General features: G+C 44.4%; 19 protein-coding genes. 1 reads left to right on the top strand and 18 read right to left on the bottom strand.

Annotated elements, in window-relative coordinates:
* Position 1 precedes the first annotated feature (1 nt).
* The 14 genes from IGK61_RS01660 to IGK61_RS01595 form a co-directional block, all read right to left on the bottom strand.
* The gene (locus IGK61_RS01660) at positions 2 to 913 is read right to left on the bottom strand and encodes an ABC transporter permease (protein WP_005232388.1); all 912 of its coding nucleotides are present in this window, start codon (positions 911 to 913) and stop codon (positions 2 to 4) included.
* A 352-nt stretch (positions 914 to 1,265) separates the two neighbouring features.
* A complete protein-coding gene (gene ruvB, locus IGK61_RS01655; RefSeq protein WP_005227171.1) occupies positions 1,266 to 2,267 on the bottom strand; it encodes a Holliday junction branch migration DNA helicase RuvB in 1,002 nt (333 codons plus the stop codon).
* 14 nt (positions 2,268 to 2,281) lie between these two features.
* Positions 2,282 to 2,872 (bottom strand): Holliday junction branch migration protein RuvA, encoded by a 591-nt coding sequence (ruvA, locus tag IGK61_RS01650; RefSeq protein ID WP_005232405.1) that lies wholly within the window; start codon positions 2,870 to 2,872, stop codon positions 2,282 to 2,284.
* A gap of 181 nt (positions 2,873 to 3,053) precedes the next feature.
* Positions 3,054 to 3,485 (bottom strand): peptide-methionine (R)-S-oxide reductase MsrB, encoded by a 432-nt coding sequence (gene msrB, locus IGK61_RS01645; protein WP_008376288.1) that lies wholly within the window; start codon positions 3,483 to 3,485, stop codon positions 3,054 to 3,056.
* Positions 3,486 to 3,573: 88 nt separating this feature from the next.
* Positions 3,574 to 3,972 carry a GFA family protein gene (locus tag IGK61_RS01640; RefSeq protein WP_074535371.1) on the bottom strand — a complete coding sequence of 133 codons (399 nt, stop codon included), beginning with the start codon at positions 3,970 to 3,972 and terminating at the stop codon, positions 3,574 to 3,576.
* 2 nt (positions 3,973 to 3,974) lie between these two features.
* Positions 3,975 to 4,535 (bottom strand): Maf family protein, encoded by a 561-nt coding sequence (locus IGK61_RS01635; RefSeq protein ID WP_074535372.1) that lies wholly within the window; start codon positions 4,533 to 4,535, stop codon positions 3,975 to 3,977.
* On the bottom strand, positions 4,532 to 6,640 hold the full coding sequence (gene mutL, locus IGK61_RS01630) for a DNA mismatch repair endonuclease MutL (protein WP_074535373.1): 2,109 nt from the start codon (positions 6,638 to 6,640) through the stop codon (positions 4,532 to 4,534). The genes IGK61_RS01635 and mutL overlap by 4 nt, the downstream gene beginning before the upstream one ends.
* Positions 6,641 to 6,655: 15 nt before the next feature.
* Positions 6,656 to 9,208, bottom strand: coding sequence for a DNA mismatch repair protein MutS (gene mutS, locus IGK61_RS01625; protein ID WP_438844663.1), 2,553 nt, complete (start codon positions 9,206 to 9,208; stop codon positions 6,656 to 6,658).
* The gene (locus IGK61_RS01620; RefSeq protein ID WP_074535375.1) at positions 9,192 to 9,581 is read right to left on the bottom strand and encodes a YlbF family regulator; all 390 of its coding nucleotides are present in this window, start codon (positions 9,579 to 9,581) and stop codon (positions 9,192 to 9,194) included. Before IGK61_RS01620 ends, mutS begins: the two co-directional genes overlap by 17 nt.
* 7 nt (positions 9,582 to 9,588) lie before the next feature.
* A complete protein-coding gene (locus IGK61_RS01615) occupies positions 9,589 to 10,386 on the bottom strand; it encodes a TIGR00282 family metallophosphoesterase (protein WP_074535376.1) in 798 nt (265 codons plus the stop codon).
* A gap of 150 nt (positions 10,387 to 10,536) precedes the next feature.
* On the bottom strand, positions 10,537 to 11,772 hold the full coding sequence (gene pepT / locus IGK61_RS01610; protein WP_074535377.1) for a peptidase T: 1,236 nt from the start codon (positions 11,770 to 11,772) through the stop codon (positions 10,537 to 10,539).
* A gap of 37 nt (positions 11,773 to 11,809) precedes the next feature.
* Entirely contained in the window at positions 11,810 to 12,232 is a 423-nt protein-coding gene (locus IGK61_RS01605) for a methylglyoxal synthase (RefSeq protein ID WP_008376307.1), read from the bottom strand.
* Positions 12,233 to 12,350: 118 nt separating this feature from the next.
* Entirely contained in the window at positions 12,351 to 13,127 is a 777-nt protein-coding gene (locus IGK61_RS01600; RefSeq protein WP_005227160.1) for a Cof-type HAD-IIB family hydrolase, read from the bottom strand.
* 217 nt (positions 13,128 to 13,344) lie between these two features.
* Positions 13,345 to 14,142, bottom strand: coding sequence for a formate/nitrite transporter family protein (locus IGK61_RS01595; protein ID WP_005227159.1), 798 nt, complete (start codon positions 14,140 to 14,142; stop codon positions 13,345 to 13,347).
* A 367-nt stretch (positions 14,143 to 14,509) separates the two neighbouring features.
* On the opposite strand from IGK61_RS01595, the gene rpsD reads away from it, so the two are divergent.
* Positions 14,510 to 15,121, top strand: a complete 612-nt coding sequence (rpsD, locus tag IGK61_RS01590) for a 30S ribosomal protein S4 (RefSeq protein WP_005227158.1) — start codon at positions 14,510 to 14,512, stop codon at positions 15,119 to 15,121.
* Between the two features lie 147 nt (positions 15,122 to 15,268).
* Here rpsD and spx read toward each other — a convergent pair whose 3' ends face one another.
* From spx to IGK61_RS01570, 4 genes are all read right to left on the bottom strand, one after another.
* Positions 15,269 to 15,718 carry a transcriptional regulator Spx gene (spx, locus tag IGK61_RS01585; RefSeq protein ID WP_010748641.1) on the bottom strand — a complete coding sequence of 150 codons (450 nt, stop codon included), beginning with the start codon at positions 15,716 to 15,718 and terminating at the stop codon, positions 15,269 to 15,271.
* Between the two features lie 50 nt (positions 15,719 to 15,768).
* On the bottom strand, positions 15,769 to 16,170 hold the full coding sequence (locus IGK61_RS01580; protein ID WP_005227156.1) for an Asp23/Gls24 family envelope stress response protein: 402 nt from the start codon (positions 16,168 to 16,170) through the stop codon (positions 15,769 to 15,771).
* Between the two features lie 286 nt (positions 16,171 to 16,456).
* Positions 16,457 to 17,902 (bottom strand): peptidoglycan DD-metalloendopeptidase family protein, encoded by a 1,446-nt coding sequence (locus IGK61_RS01575; RefSeq protein WP_338108517.1) that lies wholly within the window; start codon positions 17,900 to 17,902, stop codon positions 16,457 to 16,459.
* Between the two features lie 233 nt (positions 17,903 to 18,135).
* Positions 18,136 to 19,497, bottom strand: a complete 1,362-nt coding sequence (locus IGK61_RS01570) for a citrate/2-methylcitrate synthase (RefSeq protein WP_010748638.1) — start codon at positions 19,495 to 19,497, stop codon at positions 18,136 to 18,138.
* Positions 19,498 to 19,520 lie beyond the last annotated feature (23 nt).

The following is a 19,520-nucleotide window of genomic DNA, read 5'->3' as shown; positions in this document are numbered from 1 at the left end:
CCTATAAGATAACTGAATTGCCGTTGTTCAACTTGCGGGTCACTCGATCCGTGATCACCAATAAGATGACGGAAATGACCGCGATCCCCAAGCCGACAGCAGTTGCATAAGAGAAATCACCTTGCGTCAACCCCATTTTATAAACGAAGGAGTTGATGACTTCTGAACGGTTTTGGTTCTGTGAATTCATTAAAACTAATGTTTGATCTAGGTTTGACCCTAAGATACCGCTCACATTCAGAATCAAGTTTAAGGAGATGATCGGTGTCAGTAATGGCAATGTGATTGAACGAATCTGTCTTAGCTTGCTGGCACCATCGATTCGTGCGGCTTCATAAAACGTTGGATCGATCCGCGACATACCTGCCAAGTAAAGGATCGTTCCCCAGCCGACTTCTTTCCATAGATCAGAAAGGACCGCGATCCACCAATATTTGCTTGGATCCAATAGATGATTGACCCCTTTGTCCATCAATCCTACAGACATCAGCACTTGGTTGATAAAGCCGTTCGTTGACAGCCAAGAAATCATCATCCCACCTAGCACGATCCATGAGAAAAAATGGGGAATGTATGAAACCGTTTGAATAAATTTCTTCAAGCGGCCATCTTGCATTTCAAAAATCATAATGGCTAACACAATCGGGATCGCAAAACCTAAACCTAATTTCAATAAGCTGATGGCTAACGTATTTCTAACCGCTTCCCAGAAAAAACTGTCATTCATAATGATACGGAAATTCTCTAACCCGACCCATGGTGCTGATGAAATCGTGTCAATCACCGTATAGTTTTTGAAAGCGATTATAATTCCGTAGATCGGAATATAATTAAATACGATCATAAATGCCACGCCGGGAAAAACCATCCAGTGAAGCTGCCGTTGACTATAAAACTTTTGCAGTTTACTCATACACAAAATCTCCTTCTTTCTATCCTCGCAACACTACCTATATCTCCACATTTTGGTGAAACGTTTCTACAAAAAGATTATATCCGCTGCCAATCGAAAATGCAAGCCTTTCCAATTATTTTTTTCAGCTTTTCTTTTTTCACAAATTTCGTTGGGTTTATCACAAACGCAAAAGCTTTTATATCAGCCTTTTCAGATAAAATCATCTTCTAAAACATTTCCGTTTAATCAAATTTCACAAATATTGTATTTTTTCAACATCGATTGATCCTCAGAAATTATTAAAAAATAAAAAGAAACGTTTCACCAAAAGCACAAAAAAGCAGCAATCATCGTTGATTGCTGCTTCGTTCTATTCACTTCTTTGGGGATAGCCAAAATGGTCATAGGCTAACGGCGTTGCGATCCGCCCACGCGAGGTGCGTTTCAAAAATCCTTTTTGGATCAAAAACGGTTCGTACATATCTTCCACTGTTTCGGTTTCTTCCCCGATATTGACAGCGATCGTACTTAATCCCACCGGGCCGCCTTGATACAATTCGATCATCGTGCGGATCAATTTCTGATCGATATAATCCAAGCCAGCATGATCGACTGCCAAAAGCGCCAATGCCTGGTCAGCAACGGTGCGATCGATCAACCCATCCGCTTGCACTTGCGCATAATCGCGAACTCGTTTAAGCAAACGGTTGGCGATCCGTGGAGTGCCTCGGGATCTGCGGGCGATTTCGATCGCCCCTTCTTCCACGATATCCGTTTCAAAGATCGACGCAGTCCGCTGCACGATCTCTTTTAAATCATGGTCTTCATAATATTGCATATGAGAAATGATCCCGAAGCGATCCCGTAGTGGCGCCGAGAGCATCCCCGCCCGCGTCGTTGCGCCGACTAAGGTAAATGGCGGGAGCGGAAAATGAACTGGGTGAGCCGTTGTCCCTTGCCCCACCATGATATCCACATAAAAATCTTCCATTGCCGAATAAAGCATTTCTTCGGCGACACGAGGCAAGCGATGGATCTCATCGATAAACAGAACATCCCCCGGCTGCAGCTCATTCAAGATCGCAATCAAATCCCCTGGTTTTTCGATCGCAGGACCGCTGGTCGTCTTGATTTGGACCTGCATCTCGTTGGCGATCACCATTGCCATCGTTGTTTTCCCTAAGCCTGGCGGACCATATAAGAGGACATGATCCAACGCTTCTTCTCGATTTTTCGCCGCTTGGATATAAATCGAAAGCTCCTGCTTGACTTTGTCTTGTCCGATATATTGGGCAAGGGTTTGCGGACGCAAGGATTTTTCGATGATCTCTTCTTGTTCTGTGCTTTCTGGCGAAACAATTCGTTCATCCATCGTCTACTTGCTCCTTACTTTTTCATCATCAATCGGAGAGCTTCCCGCAAGTACTCATCCGTCGATTTTGTGGTATTCGCCGCTAATTGTTTTTCGGCTTTCTTGACTTCTTTTTCGCTATAACCCAATGCTTTCAAGGCTTCCATCGCTTCATCTAAAGCAGTCGTTGCTACGCTTAGAGGAACGATCGCTTCTTCTCCAACCAGTTCAGCCACTTTGCCTTTCAAGTCTAGGATCATTTGCTGCGCCGTCTTTTTACCGACACCTGGGAACTTAGTCAAATAATTGACGTCCCCATTTTCGACTGCCGTGATCAACCCTGTATGGTCTTCATTGGCCATGATTGCTAACGCACTCTTTGGTCCAATACCTGAGACACTGATTAATTTTAAAAACAACTGCTTGCCTTCGATCGTGGCAAAGCCGTAGAGACTATGAGCATCTTCACGAATCACTTGGTGCAGATAGATTTTTACTTCTTGGTTCAACTTGCCGCTAAATGAATACGGATTTCCAAAAGCGATCTGATAGCCGATGCCATGGGTCTCAACGACGATATACGCCGGAAAGATATCCGTTACTTTTCCTATGATATATTCGTACATGTGCTTTCCTTTCTGTACATACGTTCCCTTTATTGTAGCACAGACGAGAGGGCAAAAAAAGGACTGTGAACGAAGGAAAAGGCTTAGCAGGAAACAAACGGAGGAAAAACCGTTGTTTCAGTCGCATTTTTTCAAACGAGACATGCTGCTGCGTCTTTTTTTCGCACACAGTTCCTAATACTTACTCAACGAGTGATTTGAATTCGCCATAGCCTTTTTCATCCATTTCTGCTAAAGGGATGAACTTCAATGCTGCCGAGTTGATACAATAGCGCAAACCGCCTTTGTCCTGAGGACCGTCTGAAAAAACATGTCCTAAATGAGAGTCAGCTTCTTTGCTGCGGACTTCTACCCGATGCATGCCGTGAGAAAAATCGGCTTTTTCTTGAATATCTTGGCGACTGATCGGTTTCGAAAAGGACGGCCAGCCACAACCTGCGTCATATTTATCAGTAGAAGCAAACAATGGTTCTCCGTTGACGATATCAACATAGATCCCTTTTTCATAAAAATCATCATACTCGCCAGTAAAGGGGCGTTCGGTTGCATTTTCTTGGGTCACCGCATATTCGATCGGTGACAATTTTTCTTTTAATTCTTTTTTATCTGTCATTTTTTCACCTGCTTTTCCTCTAGACTCATCCTGTATGCTCTATCATGCCTTTTTTCTTAGCGAATGTAAAATGACTTGCTCAAATTGCTTAAGGGTTTTGCAGCTTTTGCCAACGAGTCGTTGGTTCCACAAAATGGTAAAAATGCGGTTGGTCTTTTGTATAGATTTCTTCGGTTAAGACAGCTTCTGGCAAGTTGCCAAACAACCCAGCCGCAAAAAAATAGGTGTGTGCTTCTTTGAGGTAAAAGAACAGGCTCGAGCCGCATTGACTGCAAAATCCTCGCTGTGCCCACTCAGAAGAATCGTAACGTCGCAGCCACTTCGCTCCTTGAAGAGTCATCTGGTCCTCAGCGCATGGCGCAAGAGCAAACATCGGTCCGCCGTGAAATTTCTGGCAGAGACTACAATGACAAACCGTGATTTCTTTCGCAACTCCCGTCAAGTTGATCGTGACTTTGCCGCAAAGACAACTACCAGAAACATCCATCCTTATTCCTCCTCCGTAAACTCTTGCAACAACTGATAGACCGTAGCGACAGGAAACCCTACGATCGTATAAAAATCGCCGTTTATCGATGAGACAAATATTTTGGCCGCCCCTTGGATCCCATAGGCGCCCGCTTTGTCTTGGTACTCATCTAAGACAAGATACTTGTCGATCTCTTGATCCGTCAAAGGACGAAACACAACTTCCGTCGAAACCACTGCTTCGCGTTGCTGTTTGCCTTTTTGCAAAACGACGGCGGTATGCACCCAATGGGTACGTCCGCTCATTTTTCGCAACATCGACCGAGCATCTTTACGGTCGACTGGCTTTCCTAAGATCTCTTCACCCACCACGACCGTCGTATCGCTCGCGATCACCAGATCTTCAGGATAGGTTTGCGCAATAGCCGCCGCTTTTTCGGCTGCCATCCGTTGGACATAAGGGATCGCCGTTTCGTTTGGTCGGACCGACTCGTCGATATCCGCTGGTATGACCGCAAATTCCGAGACTAACTCCGCTAATAATTCTTTGCGCCGCGGCGACTGTGAAGCTAAAATAATCATTCCATGCCACTCCTTGCTCGATGAGGATCTTGAATTCGTTTGAACATCCGTTCCATGTCGCTGTTGGTAAAATGGATCAGCACCGGACGACCATGGGGACAGTTGAAGGGATTCTCGCATTTCGCTAAATCTTGCAACAAGATCCTAGCTTGTGCTTCATTCAAATAGTGATTGGCTTTGATGGATCGTTTGCAGCTCATCATGATCGCTGTTGCTTCACGAAACTTTTTGACACTGACACTTCCTGTGGTCAATAACATATCGATCATTTCGCGGATGATGGCTTCTTCTTCACCGCTAGGGTACCACGTCGGGTGCGCTCGGACGATGAAACTATTGGTCCCAAAAGATTCCAGATGGATCCCGACTTCCGCCAGCTTTTCACTTTGTTCTTGTAATTGCAGTGCATCGCTGTTGGGATAATCCAAAACGATCGGCACCAACAATTCTTGCAGGTCATTGGTCACTTCGCCGATTTTTTCGCGGTAATACTCATATTTGATTCGTTCTTGCGCCGCATGCTGGTCGACGATATATAGACCCGCCTCGCTTTGGGCAAACAAATAGGTCCCATGCATCTGCCCAAAATAATCCAATTGGGGAAAACGCTCCTTCGCTGGTTCTTCTTCCAGTAACCGTTCGACCGTTTTTAGGTAGTTGCGGTCATCCCCATGCATTTCAGGATGCAGAGTCGCTTGACTTTGCAGATCTTGCGCCGTAAGCTCTGGCGTCTCATCTGGGAGAAAGACTGGCGCTTCTGGCAGCGGTGCTTTTGTTCCCATCTGGTCTTCCACAAATGGTTTTCGGACAGGCTTATTTGGCAACGTCTCTTCCAAACTGCGAAAGGTTTCCTCGGTTTCTTCCAACAGGTTTTCGCTAGATTCCTGTGGCATTTCCGGAAGTTTTCCACCTTCCTCCACAGGTTTTTCCACAGAGTTATCCACAGTCTGTTGATAAGTATTGCCCTGCACCTCAAATTTCCCTGTTTCGCGATTATAAGACAACCCAGAAGTCGAATTTCCTGCTGACTCCAGTTCCAAGCCAAGCTGCTGGGCTTTTGGCTGATCGGCCACTTTTTTCTTAAAACGCAGATTGTCAGCCGCGTTAGGAATCAAATTGATTTCCCGCAGCGCCTCATTGATGGCTTTACTGATTAGCTTGGTCAATTCTTCTTCTTTTGACAAACGAACTTCTTGCTTAGTCGGATGAACGTTGACATCGACTAATAAGGGGTCCATTTTGATTTCAAGGACAGCTAATGGAAAACGACCGACCATCAATTTTGATCCGTAACCAGCAACAATTGCTTTATTCAAAGCGAAATTGCGAATATAACGACCATTGATGATCGTGGATAAATAGTTGCGGCTGGCTCGGGTGACTTCTGGCAGTGACACAAAGCCAGTGACTTTAAAGTCGAGGTCCTCAGTATCGATCGCGATCATTTTTTTGGCGGTTTCCACCCCGTAGATCCCTGCGATGGTTTGTTTTAACTGCCCACTTCCAGTGGTGCTCAACATCTTATTGCCTTCATGAACGAGACGAAAAGCCACTTCTGGATGGCTCAGGGCGATCCGATTGACGATATCGCCGATGTTCGCTAGTTCCGTTTGCAGCGTCTTGACATATTTCAAACGTGCCGGTGTATTGTAAAAGAGGTTTTCCACAGTGATCTTGGTTCCTTGCCGCAAGTTGGCAGGCAGATGCTCTTCAACAGCGCCGCCTTTTAAGCGCACAAAGGAGCCTTGTTGGGCGCCTTTGACTGCCGTTTCAATCGAGAGGATCGAAACCGAAGCGATACTAGGCAAAGCTTCCCCGCGAAACCCGAGGGTACGTATTCGAAACAAGTCATCCCGATTGTGGATTTTACTGGTAGCGTGGCGTTTAAAGGCAGTCAAGACATCTTCTTCTGCAATTCCTTCGCCATTATCGATGACTTGGATTTTACGCAAGCCCGCTTCTTCAATAAAAATATCGATTTGGGTACTGCCGGCATCCACGGCGTTTTCAACTAATTCTTTGACGACAGAAGCCGGTCGCTCAACGACTTCTCCTGCCGCGATTTGGTTCGCCAGACGTTCGGATAACTCTTGGATCTTTCCCATCTGCTGACCTTCTTTCTAAATTCGTTTTTGCAGCTCGTACAATGTATTCAGAGCATCCATCGGGGTCATTTCCAACAGATTCAATTTCTTCAATTGATCGATGACGCCGATTTCTTCCGTAGATACTTCACTAAACAACGACAACTGCTGACTTTCTTCGACGACGGGTTTTGGTTGTACCGTCGGTTCATGTTCTTCCAGCGCTTTTAAGATCGTGGCTGCGCGCTGTAAGAGTGCACTTGGCAGTCCAGCGATTTTGGCTACATGGATCCCATAGCTTTTATCTGCGGGACCTTCCATCATCTTATGCAAGAAGACGACTTCGCCTTCTTTTTCAACGGCACCAACATGGACATTGCGCAAGTGCGCCAATTCCTCATCTAAAACCGTCAGCTCATGATAATGGGTGGAGAAAAGTGTTTTGGCATGAACTTCTTTGTGGATATATTCAATAATGGCTTGTGCCAATGCCATCCCATCATAGGTCGCAGTCCCACGCCCTAACTCATCAAACAAAATCAAGCTGTTAGGCGTTGCATGACGCAGCGCTTGGTTGGCTTCCATCATCTCCACCATAAACGTACTTTGACCGGCGATCAGATCATCACTGGCACCGATGCGAGTAAAGATCCGATCGAAAATCGGCATCTCTGCAGATTGTGCCGGTACGAAACAGCCAATCTGCGCCATAATGACTAGCAAGGCAAACTGCCGCATGTACGTACTTTTCCCAGACATATTTGGGCCTGTGATCAACAAGATCTCTGTTTCTTCATCCATCACGATACTATTTGGAATGTACTCTTGGTGACCAAGGACTTTTTCCACTACAGGATGACGGCCGTCGATGATCGATACCGCTCGTTTTTTCGCTACTGTCGGCCGCACGTATTGGTAGCGTTCCGAAACCGTGGCGAAACTTTGTAAGACATCGACCGCGCTGACGGCTTTGGCTAACTTTTGTAGACGTGTGATACTCTTTTTCACTTCTTCACGGACGTCAAGAAACAGGCGGTATTCCAAATCCACCGATTTCTCTTCGGCTTCTAAAATCAAAGTCTCCAGTTTTTTCAACTCGGGTGAAATAAACCGTTCCGCATTGGCTAACGTTTGCTTGCGCTCGTAGCGAGAGGTATCTAAATTCACTAGATTGGCTTTCGTGATCTCAATGTAATAGCCAAAGACGCGGTTGAACCCAACTTTCAGGTTTTTGACCCCCGTCGCTTGGCGTTCGTTGGCTTCTAATTCCGCCAGCCATTGTTTGCCGTTACGCATCGCTGTACGGTATTCATCTAATTGTTGATGGAACCCGTCTTTGATGATGTTGCCTTCCGTGATCTGCAACGGGGCATCTTCATCGATCGCCGCTTCGATCAGTGCAACCAAATCATCTAGGGGCGTTAATTCCAGCAGCAAGTCATTCCACTCGCCACGGTTGATGCCTTGCAGCAATTGCGCGATCAAAGGCACTTGCTCCAAAGAAGATTTCAACTGCAGCAAATCGCGGCCATTGACATTTCCGAAGGCGACCCGTCCGACTAAGCGTTCCATGTCATAGACTTTCGTCAACGCTTCTTGCAGATCTGCTCGCTCAAAGAAACTGTCCAGTAACGATTGGACCATTTCTTGGCGGGCAGTGATTTTCTTTGGCTGGATCAAGGGACGGTCTAACCATTGCTTTAACAAACGGCCACCCATTGCGGTTTTTGTCTCGTCCAACAACCACAAAAGAGTCCCTTGTTTTTTGCCAGTTCGAATCGACTGCGTCAATTCTAAGTTGAATTTGGAATAATGATCCATTTTCAAGGCATGATCGGGCTGATATTCCACGGCTTGTTGAATATGCGCTAAACTGCGTTTTTGGGTGATCGCCAAATAACTTAGCAACTTCCCTGTGACTACTTTTTCTAACTCTTGGGAGAGAGGTTCTGTTAAAAATTGAAATTCGGCATTTTCTTCCAACGTTTCTTGCTTAGAAAACACGACATTCAAGCGATTGGTCAGTGTTGTTTGCAATGACTCAGGGATCTCGCTGCACAAAACGACTTCTTTCGTTTGCAGAGCGGCGGCCTCATTGATGACAGCTTCTTCATCTTCCAATTGCGCTGCTTTTAATTCACCGGTACTTAGATCGACATAGGCAAAGCCAAAACGCTCCCCTTGCTGCAAAACAGCTGTCAAAAAGTTGTTTTCTTTGGCGGATAGGCCTTTGCTGTCCATCACCGTTCCCGGCGTGATCAGTTGAACGACTTCGCGTTTGACCATTCCTTTAGTGGTTTTTGGATCTTCCACTTGCTCACAAATCGCTACTTTGTAGCCTTGCTCGATCAAGGTGTCGATGTAATTGCTGGCAGCGTGGTAAGGCACCCCACACATAGGGATCGGTTCCTCCGCATTTTTGTTGCGGCTGGTTAACGTCAGTTCTAAAATTTGTGCTGCCTTGACAGCATCCTCATTAAATAATTCATAGAAATCCCCTAAACGATAGAATAAAAAAGCATCTTGGTACTGAGCCTTGATGCTTAAATACTGTTCCATCATCGGGGTATTTTTAGTTTTTTGAGGCATTGGTTTCATCCTCCTCGATGGCTTTATTCATTTTCTTTTGGATCTCCGTCGTGACATATTGCAGCAATTCATCTGCTTGCAGTAACGCTTGGCGATAAGCAACCACTAAAGGATGCTGCTCGTATTCGTTTGTCAATGACGCATAACGCTGCTCGGCAGCTTTTTTTGCTTCGGGTTTCTCATAATGTTCAAATTGAACGATCTCTTTTTGCGCTTGCTTCAGCGCTTCTTCCAGCTCCAATAGCCCTTGGTTTTGCAAGGCTCGTGCTTGAATTTCTTGAAATTCTTGAACGATTGGATGATCAGACAAGAGCCTTTGCAAATCAGCCAGCTCTTGGGCAACGTGTGGTTCCTTGGCTAATTGCTCTTCCATGCTTCTCCTATTCTGTAAACGGGCGATCTTCACTGATTTGGATCGGACGGATCGATTTTGCTTTACCAGTGGCTTCATCAATCTCAAGCAAGCAAGCCGACAAAATACTGCGGCCTTTTTCAATCACTTCAAACCGTTGCGGCAACGCCGTCAAAAATTTTTCAATGATTGGTTCGCGTTTCATCCCCAAGATCCCATCATAAGGACCAGTCATGCCGACATCTGACAAATAAGCTGTTCCTTGGGGCAAAATCCGCGCATCATTGGTCTGGACATGGGTATGCGTGCCGACGACTGCCGAAACACGGCCATCCAAATACCAGCCCATCGCTTGTTTTTCGCTGGTAGTCTCCCCATGAAAATCCACAAAGATAAACGGTGTACGTTTGCGGGCAATCGCAACCAGTTCATCCATTTTGCGAAACGGATCATCAAGGTCTACCATGAATGAGCGAGCTTGCATGTTGATTACCGCTAATTCAATGGTGTTGACTTTCACAAATACCATGCCGACGCCCGGTGTTCCCTCTGGAAAATTGGCTGGACGAATCATTTTCTTCGCATCGCCAATAAATTCAAAAATATCACGGTTGTCCCATGTATGATTGCCTAATGTCACGACATCGACACCATCTTGCAAAAATTTCTTATAGATTTTACCAGTGATCCCACGACCCGCCGCCGCATTCTCTCCGTTTGCGATCGTCACCTGTGGCCGATACGCCTTTTTTAATTTTGGAAGGTACTCCGTGATCGTTTCTCTTCCTAATGAACCAACTACATCTCCAATGAATAATACCCGCACACATTTTTCCTCTTCTCTTTTAGCTTCTTTTCTATTATAAGGGTTTTGGTCCAGAAAAAAAAGGTTCTTTCACTTGCGGTTCTTCCCTGCAGCAGGACAAAAAAACACGCTAGACTCTTTCGCATCAGTCTAGCGTGTCGCTCAATTCTCTTAGGAAACAGTGGTGTCCTCTTGTCCTAGGTGTTCTACGATCGCCACGATCAAATCACGGGCTTTTTCCATCGCTTCCACGGTAATAAATTCATACTGGCCATGGAAGTTTTCACCGCCGACAAATAAGTTCGGTGTTGGGATCCCTTTATAGGTGATTTTCGAGCCATCGGTCCCGCCACGAAACGGTGCTTCGATCGGCGTCACGCCAATCGCTTGCATCCCTGCTCGGGCAGCTTCGATACTGCGGGGATCTTTCTTGATCAAATCCCCCATATTGTAATATTGGTCATACAGCGTATAGGTGATACGTTCTTGCCCATAGGCTGTGTTGAGTTCATCAATGATCCCCACGATGTTGGCTTTTCGCTGTTCAAAAAGCGTATGATCGTGATCACGAATGATATAAGAAACTTCTGCTCGACCAATATGTCCCGTCAAATTGTGAAGCAGGTAGAAGCCTTCATACCCGCGGGTGCGTTCAGGAACTTCCTCTGCTGGTAAGGCATCATCGATTTGATGCGCGATTTTCAAGGCGTTGACCAAACGACCATAGGCAGTCCCAGGATGCACACTCGTACCGTCGATCGTTATATCGATACGAGCCGCATTAAAGGTTTCATATTCCATATGGCCCACGCGACCACTGTCCATCGTGTAAGCAAATGCCACTGGAAAATCCGCCGCATCAAAGCGATCAGCGCCAGTCCCGATCTCTTCGTCAGGACCAAAAGCGACCCAGACATCGCCACGCTTATGCGCATCCATCGTTTGTAAGATCCGCAGCGCATCAATGATCTCTGCGATACCAGCTTTATCATCTGCACCCAGCAGGGTCGTTCCATCTGTTGTGATCAACGTTTCGCCGACATAGTCTTTGAGATTAGGAAATTCAGCAGTTGTCATATAAATGGCTTTTTCTTTATTTAAACAAACATCCTTGCCATCGTAATTTTCATGGATCTGCGGTTGAATATTTTCAGCTTCGAAATCTGCCGTATCTACATGGGCAATAAAGCCAATCGCCGTTTTTTCAGGATTACCAGGTAGACGTCCGATCACAAAACTATTCTTTTCATAGTAAGCAACATCCGCTAACCCCATCTCGATCAACTGATCTTTCAATAAAAGAGCCAACTCAACTTGTCCCTGCGTCGTTGGGATGGTCTGACTCGTGGCATCCGAGCGAGTATTCATTTTTGCATAGGTCAAAAAATCCTTTAAGATTGCTTTCAATTCTGCACGTCCTTTTTCTTCAATTCTTCTACTATCTTTATAACGACAGGGGACGATTGTCCGTTTCGTGGATCACTTGTCGAAAATCAGCAAAGCCAGCTGCTAACCCGCGCAGCAAAATCTCTGCCGTTCCCATATTGGTGGCTAAAGGAATCTCGTATACATCCGACAAGCGAATCAGTGCCGTTACATCTGGTTCATGGGGTTGTGCGGCTAAAGGATCGCGCAAAAAGATCACCATGTCCAAGTCATCTTGCGAAATCATGGCGCCAATTTGCTGGTCTCCTCCCAGCGGCCCTGATTTGTAGCGGTGGACAGGCAACTGGGTTGCTTCTTCGATCCTCTTCCCCGTAGTTCCTGTTGCGAAAAGTTCATGCTGCGCTAAAATTTCTCGATAGGCAGTCACTAATTTTACCATTACATCCTTTTTTCGATCATGAGCAATCAATGCGATTTTCATTTGCTGCATTCCCCCTTTTTTCTATTGTACCAATTTATTTTCTTTGCGACTGAGAAAAAACAAAAAAACATAGCACAGATGCCGCAAATCGACTGTGCTATGTCTAAAGGATTCCTTTTTAAATCAGTTGTAATTCTTTCAAGGCTAACCAGATACCATCTTCATCATTGCTAGCGGTCACCATATCTGCGACTTGTTGGATCTCAGGGACCGCATTGCCCATTGCCACACCGACACCTGCGGCAGTCAGCATTTCACGATCGTTTTGGCCATCACCAAAACAGATCACATCTTCTTGTGCTATCCCTAATTGTTCCGCGACGCACAGGATCGTTGCTGCTTTGGAGCCTTCTTTTGGAACGACATCCACACTGTTTTCATGCCAACGTACAAAACGCAGTTTGCTGTATTTCTCGTCAAAGAAATGCTCATACTCTTTTCCGTAAAAAGCCAATGCTTGATAGACTTCTTTTTCTTCAGGAAAGTCCATGTCCAACTCAGGAAGTTGGGCACCAAAGGAATGCATCGCTGCTTCCATTTTAGCAATATCTAACGAAGACGCTCGTTTCGCTGTATCCATCCCGACAAAGGCCGTATCGATCCCAAGCTCTTGGGCTTCTGCCACGAAAGCAGCCAATTGCGTTTCATCGAGCAAGTTTTTATACACCTGCTGATGCGAAAGAAAGGCGGCTGCCCCATTACATAAAATGTAATTATCAAAGGACAATGAACGAATAATGTCTTGGGCGTGAAAACGACTGCGCCCAGTGGCAACGGTCACGAAATGGCCAGCATCTCGCAGAAGGTCAAGGGCTTTTAGCGTACTATCTAGTGGCTGTTTGTTCGAGTCAAGCAAGGTTCCATCAATATCAAAGGCAAAGAATTTCCGATTCATAAAAGGTTAAGGCTCGCTTTCTATTAAGAAGTAACTAAGATTTTGGTCTTGGTTGCGGTCATTTTTACAAAAAACAGCAAGAAAAACCGTACATACTTATTCTTAACATAAATAGGCGCTGATTTCAACGCTCCGTTAAGGGTTGACGGCTTCTTCTTGGAGAAATGTTAGAGAAAAGAAAAAAAGAAGCATCGCTGCTTCTTTTTGTAGGTTCTGATTAGTCGACATAGGTCGATTTTGAGTTGTTCAACCATGCGTAACCCAGTCCCATGACCAAGCCACCGCCGATATAGTTACCGATAAAGGCAAAAACTAAATTATGGATCACACTGCCGACAGTCATGCCTGCCAAGTGTCCCCCTGAAGCCCAAAAAGCTAAGGTAAACGCTGGGAAGTTAGCGATGACGTGTTCGAAGCCTAAGAAAGCAAAGATGAAGATGATGAAAATGATTGCTGCGACTTTTCCAGCATCGTCTTTCATCCGCATGCTTACCAACACGGCTGTGTTTACCACGATATTAGCGAACATCGCTTCCACTAAAATTTGGATAGTGGATTTTTCTAATTTTGCAGTGATCGAGGTCAGCATAAAGTTGTCTGCGGTCAGCCCTTGAAAAGGTCCCGTTAGCGCAACGATCGAGCCGAAGATCACCCCGCCGATCAAGTTGAACAAGACACACGTAAGCAAAATTTTCAATGCCAAAGGAATACTTAGACGTTTACGGTAAACCCCAACAGTCATATACAACATATTCGATGTTCCTAATTCTGCGTTCATATAAAGAATCATGACTAAAGACCAGCTAAACATAAATGCATACAAAATTTTTCCTAACCCGTGAACCATTGATTCACCTTTCATAGCGATCGCAAAAGCAATAGCTGTTCCGAGGGTCAAGAATAAACAAGCCATCATCGCACGTACAGCGTAACGCAAATAACTACTCTTGATCAAATCGATTTTCTTTTCTATGGATGAATCGATCTTCTCAAATAATGGGGATACTGGATTCATTTTTCTACTCCTTTTATGAAAAATTTTACTTCGTTATAATTTGCACAATACTTCCATATTCTAATGACGAAATGCTGATTTGTAAAGAGATATTTGAAAATATAAGTAATTAATGAAAAATTTCAAGCTTTGTTTTCATCAAATCCAAAGCCAGCTCCATCTTGACTTTTGCCCCTAGTTTGTCGTATACTATTCCTTGTGTAAAATAATGCAGCAGGAAAATAACAGCTCGTCACCAGTTCGTTGCCCCTCGGGTGCAATTGCGTAACCGCGGCTGCAAAGGTGAAGATTGAAGAACGAACTGCACGAATGTGAGTTTTTCAACGGATTATTTTACTCCAAACTATTTTATTGGAGGAACTAAATTATGTCTCGTTATACAGGACCATCATGGAAAATTTCTCGTCGTTTAGGAATTTCTTTATCAGAAACTGGAAAAGAATTGGCACGTCGCCCTTACGCTCCAGGTCAACACGGACCAAACAGCCGTGGCAAAAAATCAGAATACGGCATGCAATTAACTGAAAAACAAAAATTGCGTCATATGTATGGCATGAACGAACGTCAATTCCGTACATTGTTTATCAAAGCAAGCAAAATCAAAGAAGGTAAACACGGTGTTAACTTCATGATCTTGCTAGAACAACGCTTAGATAACGTTGTTTACCGTCTAGGTTTAGCAACTACTCGTCGTCAAGCACGTCAATTAGTAAACCACGGTCACGTTTTAGTTGATGGCAAACGCGTTGATATCCCTTCATACCACGTTGAAGTTGGACAAGTCATCAGCGTTCGTGAAAAATCACAAAACATCTCAACAATCAAAGAAGCAGTTGAAGCAACAGCTGGCCGCGCGTCATTTGTAAGCTTTGACAGCGAAAAATTAGAAGGTTCATTAACTCGTTTACCTGAGCGTGATGAATTGTCTGCAGAAGTTGACGAAGCACTAGTCGTTGAATTCTACAACCAAAAACTTTAAGATTTCAACCGACACGATTCCTTTTGGGAATCGTGTTTTTTTGTGGACTCAGCGGATTTACGGATCCCTTTAAGAAGACCTTTGAAAAATACCAAAAAAACCGACAATGATACATCGCTGTATTCATTTGCCGGTTTTGTTCCTATTTTAGATAAAGTTCGCAACAGATTCGCCTTCTTCTTGCTTTTGGCGATAATTAAACATGAGCAGCTCTGTTTGGCGTCGTTTGAAAATGATCTTTCGTAAGTTTCGTGGTACGAATTTACGAATGTCTTCTTCATTGTACCCCACTTGGAGCTTGTTCTCATCTAAGATAATTGGTCGTTTCAATAAGTTCGGGTATTTTTCGATCAATGAAAGCAGCTCTTCTAGCTTCAACTCTTCTAAATCAATGTCTAGCTTTTGGTACACTTTCGAACGAGTAGATATAATGTCTTCCGTTCCATTTTTCGTTAAAGAAAGAATCTCCATTAGTTCATCACTATTTAATGGATCGCTAAAAATGTTTCTCTCTTTAAATGGCAGTTCATTTTCGGTCAACCATGCACGGGCTTTACGACATGACGTACAGCTGGGTGTTGTATATAGTGATATCATTTGTTCATTCTTCCTTTCTCTTTGATGTACTTCGAATTTTTGTTTGGTGCTCAACCTTCGATTTGATCGATCGTTTCCTGTTTGACGATATCGGCGATTCGAATATTGATCTCTTTGACTTTCAAAGAAGTCAAGCGGCTAATTTCTTCTAAGACCACTTCTTGGACTTGCGCAAAGAGTTTGGGGATATCTTTGCCGTAAGCCACGATTACTTCCAAATCAACTGCAACCTCTTCTTTGCCAACTTCCACATCAATGCCAGAAGCGACTTGCGGCTGTTCTTCAAGGTTTTCGGTCATATCTGAAAGAAATCTGCCATTTACACTAATCAAGCCATCAATTGACTGCAAAGCGACACCAACAATTGTTTCAATGACTTTCTCTTCAAAGGACAGTGGACTTGCTTGCGCTGCTTCATTAGACACATTCGTTGTTTGCTGATCGTCAGTCATTTTTCACACTCCTTGGTTAAATAAGAAAGGATACTAGAGACATCGCAAAGTCGCATACACGACCTTGTCTAAAGTGGACATTCCTCTTGGGAATTTTTTTCCCTACCTTTCTAGCATAAATTCTTTTTGTTTTTTTTACAAAGAAAAACACTTGTTTTCGGAATAAATTTATCCTGTAAGATAAAATGAATGCGCTAAAAAAATCTCAAAGCATAATTTTCCTGGAATGATTCGTTTTTCTTGACAAAAAAAAAGAACGCATCTACAACGCTCTCTTTTTTTCGTGTTATTTTGACAAAACTTCCAACGGATCAATCAGTTGGTGTCGCGCTAAACTTGGTGAAAGACTGACTTCAAAATGCAAGTGCGGGCCTGTACTGTTCCCCGTACTTCCCATAGAAGCAATCACCTCGCCTTGTTCGACCGTTTGACCTACTTCCACTAAATTGCGATGATTGTGGGCATACAATGTCGTCAACCCATCTTTGTGCTCGATGGCAACATAATTTCCCCATGAAGAATGATATTCTGAGCGGATCACCGTTCCTGAAAGACTAGCCATGATCGGCGTTCCTTGCGGTGCGGCGAAGTCCACTCCACGATGAAACCCATTGCCTCGTGGACCAAAGACAGAGGAGACAACTGGATTGCTGACAGGATAGATTATCTTTTCGCTGCCTGTCGGTAATTCTGGTTTCTCTTTGTCATAACTCGTCAGGGCATACGCTTCGATCAGCGCATTCAGCTTCTCATTGTATTGTGTATCTGATGCATAACGTCCGGTCAGATATTCCGTGGCGTCTTCATAAGATTCCGTTTCTGATTTCCAAACACCTTTATAAAAATTCGGATTGTGGTCTAATCCTTCTTTCAACAATTTCGCATAATCTTTCAAAGAAGATTCGATGCTGTCATATTGGCGAAAAGTGGCATGAACTGTGTATAAATTACCAGAACCATCGTCTTCTTGCGTTTGGAAGGAAATCCCATTCCCTTCATAAAGTCCCTTAATACCAAATAGGTTATAAAAAGGCTCCTGGCTCAGACGGCTTCTTCCGCTGCCAGACTCTAAAATCGCTTGGGCAATCATGACCGATGCGTAAAGATCTTCTTCTTGTCCAACTTTACGAGCATCTTCTCCAATCTCCATAATAAAGTCCCACGTTTCTTTGACTGGCGTGACTTCAAATTTTGCTGGCTCATCTTCTTGCGGCGGCGTTACCGTCAACTCTGGTACATTCGGTACTTCTTTGATGTCAGGCGAAGGCTGGCTTGGTGTTGATTCTGGCTCTGGATTTGGTGTTGTCTCTGGTTCTGGTTCTGGATTTGGTGCTGGATTTGGTTCTGGTTCTTCTGGTTCTGGCGCCGGCTCAGGTGTTGGTTCTGGTTCTGGATTCGGCTCAGGATCAGGATTTGGTGTCGGCTCTTCTGGTTCCGGTGTTGGTTCTGGTGTCGGGGTTGGTTCTGGTTCTGGCAAAGGTTCTGGTGTTGGCTGTTCAGGAGCAGGTGTTGACTCTCCTGGAACTACTTCGCCGTTTTCTCCTGGTACCGTTGCGGCATCTTCAGGGACCAAGCCCATGGTTGGCCCGTTCACTCCCGGAACCGTTGACTCAGCTGTATTTTGACCTGCAGTAGACTCGTTCGTCAAAACAGATGCCGCAGCCGATACTGGCAGCATTGTTGAAAATTGACTGGTAATAATGGCAATCGCCATCCATTTTTTTATTTTCATTCGTGAACTTTCCTCCTTTATTCCTCCCTCTATCATACAAAAAATGCAAGAAACTTTGTAATCAATTTTTGCATTCCTATATGAAAAAGGAGAAAAACTTGATTTTTCTAATGAACGAATGATCCAAGCCATTCATTTGCTCTCTAGTAAAAATACGCAAAAACAGCTCAATCCCCCTCTTTTCGAGTGTCCAAAACAAAAACAGCAGCGAGCTTCCTCCCTGCTGTTTTGATCTATCTTGACTCTATATCGATATATTCCCGATCGTTTGACACTTCTTTGTAGGCGGGACGCATGATTTTTTGTGCGTTGACCAGCTCTTCGATCCGATGGGCGGACCAGCCGACGATCCGCGCGATAGCAAACATTGGTGTATACAGTTCTTCTGGCAGATCCAACATGTTATAAACAAACCCGCTGAAAAAGTCGATATTGGCACTGACTCCTTTGTAGATTTTGCGCTTTTCATTGATGACTTGAGGAGCAATACGTTCGACCATCGTATACAATTGATATTCTTGCCAAGCTTCTGATCCTTTTTCTTGGGCCAGTTTTGCCACATAATTTTTAAAAATCGCCGCACGGGGATCGTTGTCGCTGTATACCGCGTGGCCCATGCCATAAATCAATCCTTTACGGTCAAACGCTTCTTTATCTAAGACTGCTTCCAAATAGCTGCGGATCGCCTGTTCATCGGTAAGATCAGCAACGTTGCGCTTCAAATCTCCCATCATTTCTGTCACTTTGATATTAGCACCACCGTGTTTAGGCCCTTTCAAAGAACCTAGCGCTGCAGCAATCGTTGAATAGGTATCCGTCCCACTGGAGGTAACGACTCGTGTCGTAAAGGTCGAATTATTCCCGCCGCCATGTTCCATATGCAAAACCAGTGCCATATCCAATGTTTGGGCTTCTTGGAAACTATATTCTTTCGTTGGACGCAGCATAGTCAAAATCGTTTCAGCTGTACTCAACTCTTCGGTCGGGCGGTGGATATACATACTCTCCCCTTGATTGTAATGATTGTAGGCATGATAGCCGTAGATTGCCAAGAGCGGAAAGACACTGATCAGCATCAGACTTTGTTCCAATACATTTTCAATGCTGATGTCATCTGCTTGTGGATCGTAACTTGCCAGTGTCAAGATACTGCGAGATAAGCTATTCATGATATCAGAAGAAGGTGCTTTCATAATGACGTCACGAACAAAATTGGTCGGCAATGTACGTTTTTCTGCTAATAGGCAATGAAAGGCCGCAAGTTCTGTTTTGTTTGGCAGTTCGCCGAAAAGTAATAAATATGCAACCTCTTCAAAGCCAAAGCGTTTTTCATTGACGAACCCTGCAACTAACTCGTTGATGTCAATTCCGCGATAACGCAGCTCGCCACAAGCTTCAATTGGCTTGCCAGCAATGATTTTTTCTGGATAAATGGTGGAGATCGTCGTAAGTCCTGCTAAGACCCCCGTGCCATTTAAATCCCTCAGTCCACGTTTCACATCATATTCTGAATAAAGATTCACATCTATCAAATTGTATTTCTGACATTGCGATGCAAGATAGGACATCTTCTCTTTCTTTTCTAATCTTTCCACGGTGATGTTACCTCCAATCTTTC

The sequence above is a fragment of the Enterococcus sp. AZ063 genome, assembly GCF_051715045.1.
Lineage (GTDB): Bacteria > Bacillota > Bacilli > Lactobacillales > Enterococcaceae > Enterococcus_D > Enterococcus_D casseliflavus.
The sequence above is the reverse complement of the archived record's forward strand: the minus strand, read 5'-3'. Positions and strand labels throughout refer to the sequence as shown.